The following is a 3,144-nucleotide window of genomic DNA, read 5'->3' on the forward strand; positions in this document are numbered from 1 at the left end:
CCCCGCCCCCCCCCCGTGCGCCCGCCCCGGCAGACCCCGCCCCAGGCCCGGCGATCACGCTTTTCGATCGTCGGAAATGAGCCACGAACTACCGACTTCCAGGCGACCCACCGCCGTCTGCGGAGCAGCGGCATTCAGTACAGGTCAGCCGATCGGTGATGCGTTCCTAGCCATCGCCGGGTGTCCTTCCATGACGAACTGCTGGGGTACCGCAAGTCAAGCCGCCCCGTCTCGCGAACACCACGCAGAACTACCGGCAGAAGTAGCAACAGATCACCCGGCCGGGTCATCCGGAGGGTCAGCCGAGCACTGCCAGGGCGTCGATCTCGACCAGCAGTTTCGCGGGCAGGCCGACGTAGACGGTGGTCCGCGCCGGGAACGGCCCCTCGGTCACGAACTCGTCGTAGACCTTGTTCATCTCGGCGAAGTGCGCGGTGTCGGTGAGGTAGACGCGCATCATCATCACGTCGGCCAGGGACGAGCCGCCCGCCTCCAGCACGGCGACGACGTTGCGCAGCGCCTGGCGGGTCTGCTCGGCCACCGTGTCGCCGACGATCGTGCCGGTGGCGGGGTCGAACGCGACCTGGCCCGCCACCTGGAGGATCCCGTTCTTGATGACGCCCTGCGAGAAGGCGGCCACGGGGGTGGGCGCGTTGTCGGTCCGGATCTCGATCTTGGACATGCGTTTCCTCTCTTGGGTCCGATTGTCTGCTCAACCGACTCGTCCGGTCGGCCGACCTGTCCGGTCGGCCGACTTGTCCGGTCAGCCGACTTGTCCGGTCAGCCGACGTCGCGCGGCGACCAGCCGCACTCGACGGAAGCCGCCCGCGCGGTCGCGAGCAGGTCGGGCAGGAGCCTGAGCAGGCCGTCGAAGTCGAGCAGCACCTTGGGCACGGACATCGACACGGCCGCCACGACCTCGCCGCGCGCGCCTCGGATGGGCGCGGCGATGCAGTGGATGAAGTCCTCGTGCTCGGCGTTGTCGACCGCGTAGCCGGAGGAGCGGACGCGGTCCAGCTCGGCCAGGTAGGCGTCCGGTGACGTGATGGTGTTCGCGGTCAGCGGCACGTAGTCGATGGCCTGCGCGACCTCGCGGCGACGCGGCTCGGGCAGCTCGCACAGCAGCACCTTGGCCACGGCGGTGCAGTGCAGCGGGGCCCGTCTGCCGATGCGCGAGTACATCCGCATCGGGTGGGTGCTGTCGTACTTGTCGATGTAGATGACCTCGCCGTCCTCGTACGACGCGAGGTGCACGGTGTAGCCGGTCCTGGCGTTGAGGTCGCGCAGGGCGTTCTCGGCGCTGCGCCGCACGTCCCGCTCCTCCAGCGCCCGGTTGGCGAGGTCGAACAGCGCGGTGCCCAGCCGGTAGTGGTGCACGCCCTCGCGCTGCACGAACCGGTGTGATTCCAGCGTCCGCAGCAGCCGCATGGTGGTCGACTTGTGCACCTCGATGACGCTCGACAGCTCGTCCAGCGTCTTCGGTCCGGTGGCCAGTTCCCCCACCAGGGTCAGCGCCCGGTCCAGGCTTTGGCTCATCGACGTCTCCTCAGGTGTGCGGCGGCCCACGTGCGGGAATCGGCGTCCAGCAGTGGCACGGTCACCGCGAACGGCAACGACTCGCCGACATCCTCCCTGGTGAGCAGGGCGGCGGCGGCTTGGAGGTGCCCGACGCGCAGGCGGCGTTCCGGCGACTCGCCCGCGAGGTGCGCGGCGAGGTAGCCGGCGGCGAACGCGTCACCGGCGCCGACGGGTTCCACGACGTCCACCCGCAGGCCCGGTTGGAACGTCGTCGCACCGCCCTCGACCACGGTCGCGCCACGTGCCCCGTGCTTGACCACCAGCGTCTTCGGGCCCGGCAGCAACGCCCGCAGTTCCGCCGGGTCGCCGGTACCCCACACCGCCTGCGCCTCGTCCGAACCGGCGAGCACGACGTCCGCCGCGTCGGCCAGCTCGCGCAGCACCGACGGGTCGCGGTCGTGCCACAGCGCGGGCCGCCAGTTGAGGTCGAACGACACCGGCACGGTCCTCGGCCGGCTCAGCACCGCGCGCATCAGCTCCAGGCAGCTGTCGGACAGCGCCGCCGTGATCCCGCTGACGTGCACCAGCGCCACGTCGTCCAGGCGCAGCCGGTCGAGCGTGTCCGGGCCCATCGCGGACGCCGCCGAACCGCGCCGGTAGTACCGCACGGGGCTGCCGCCGGCGTCGGCCTCCTTGATGTAGAGGCCGGTCGGCCGGTCGGGGTCGACCCGCACGTCGGTGACGTCCACGCCCGCGCCGCCCACCGCGTCGAGGATCGCGCCGCCGAACGCGTCGGCGCCCACGGCGCTCACCCACCGGCTGCGCACGCCCAGCCGGGCCAGGTGGATGGCCACGTTGGACTCGGCCCCGCCGATGGCCCGCGACCACGTGCGCGTGGTGCGCGCCGGGCCGGGTTCGGCGGGCACGAGGACCGCCATGGTCTCGCCCAGGCACACCACACCGCCCGGTAGGTCGAACCGCATCCGTGCTCCTCTGCACCACTCGTTGACGGGCGGCGACCGAATGTTACACACTGCGGCATCACATCGCGCAATAGCCGTTGCGACATATGCAACGTTAGGAGCGGGAACGTGGACCTCGACGCTGTCGCCGCCATCCGCGCCGAGCGGGTCGACTGGCGGTTCAAGGGCCTGCCGGCCGACGTGTTCGGCGCGACGGTCGGGGACGTGGCCGCCCGCCGGCTCGACCTGTTCACCGACGGGTTCGTCGGCCCGCTGGTCGTGCTGGACGCCGCCGCGCTGGAGCACAACCTCGCCACCATGGCCCGCTGGTGCGCCGACCGCGGCGTGCTGCTGGCGCCGCACGGCAAGACGACCATGGCCCCGCAGCTGTTCGCCCGCCAGTTGGAGCACGGCGCGTGGGGCATCACCGCGGCCAACACCAGCCAGCTGCGGGTCTACCGGGCGTTCGGGGTGCGGCGGGTGCTGCTGGCCAACCAGCTGGTGGACCCGGCCGGGCTGCGCTGGCTGGCCGCGGAACTAGTGTCCTGAGTCGTTGATTCGTTGGCAGTACCGAGCAAGGTTGTCGAGGATCTCGTCGGCGGTCTTGGTCCAGACGAAGGGCTTGGGGTCGTCGTTCCAGGCGTCGATCCAGGCTTCGACGTCG

At 71.1% G+C, this 3,144-nt stretch carries 3 protein-coding genes and 2 pseudogenes; 1 reads left to right on the top strand and 4 read right to left on the bottom strand.

What is annotated here, in order from left to right; translation table 11 throughout:
* Positions 1–298: 298 nt before the first annotated feature.
* The 3 genes from FM051_RS11240 to FM051_RS11250 form a co-directional block, all read right to left on the bottom strand.
* Positions 299–682 (bottom strand): RidA family protein, encoded by a 384-nt coding sequence (locus tag FM051_RS11240; RefSeq protein ID WP_158842875.1) that lies wholly within the window; start codon positions 680–682, stop codon positions 299–301.
* Positions 683–780: 98 nt separating this feature from the next.
* Positions 781–1,536, bottom strand: a complete 756-nt coding sequence (locus FM051_RS11245) for an IclR family transcriptional regulator (protein WP_158842876.1) — start codon at positions 1,534–1,536, stop codon at positions 781–783.
* Positions 1,533–2,501, bottom strand: a complete 969-nt coding sequence (locus FM051_RS11250; protein WP_158842877.1) for a sugar kinase — start codon at positions 2,499–2,501, stop codon at positions 1,533–1,535. Before FM051_RS11250 ends, FM051_RS11245 begins: the two co-directional genes overlap by 4 nt.
* Before the next feature lie 108 nt (positions 2,502–2,609).
* Between FM051_RS11250 and FM051_RS11255 the strand changes: the two are divergent.
* Positions 2,610–3,020, top strand: a pseudogene (locus tag FM051_RS11255) (amino acid deaminase); the annotation flags it as partial.
* Here the strand turns inward: FM051_RS11255 and FM051_RS50090 are convergent.
* Positions 3,018–3,144 (bottom strand): annotated as a pseudogene (locus tag FM051_RS50090) (IS630 family transposase); the annotation flags it as partial. The pseudogenes FM051_RS11255 and FM051_RS50090 sit on opposite strands and share 3 nt — an antisense overlap.

It is taken from the genome of Saccharothrix deserti, from assembly GCF_009769385.1.
Classification (GTDB): domain Bacteria; phylum Actinomycetota; class Actinomycetes; order Mycobacteriales; family Pseudonocardiaceae; genus Actinosynnema; species Actinosynnema deserti.

What these genes read in the sequence shown, in the direction of transcription:
- FM051_RS11245 (WP_158842876.1), bottom strand. Translation starts at nt 1,536, where the DNA reads ATGAGCCAAAGCCTGGACCGGGCGCTGACCCTGGTGGGGGAACTGGCC.
- FM051_RS11250 (WP_158842877.1), bottom strand. Translation starts at nt 2,501, where the DNA reads ATGCGGTTCGACCTACCGGGCGGTGTGGTGTGCCTGGGCGAGACCATG.
- FM051_RS11240 (WP_158842875.1), bottom strand. Translation starts at nt 682, where the DNA reads ATGTCCAAGATCGAGATCCGGACCGACAACGCGCCCACCCCCGTGGCC.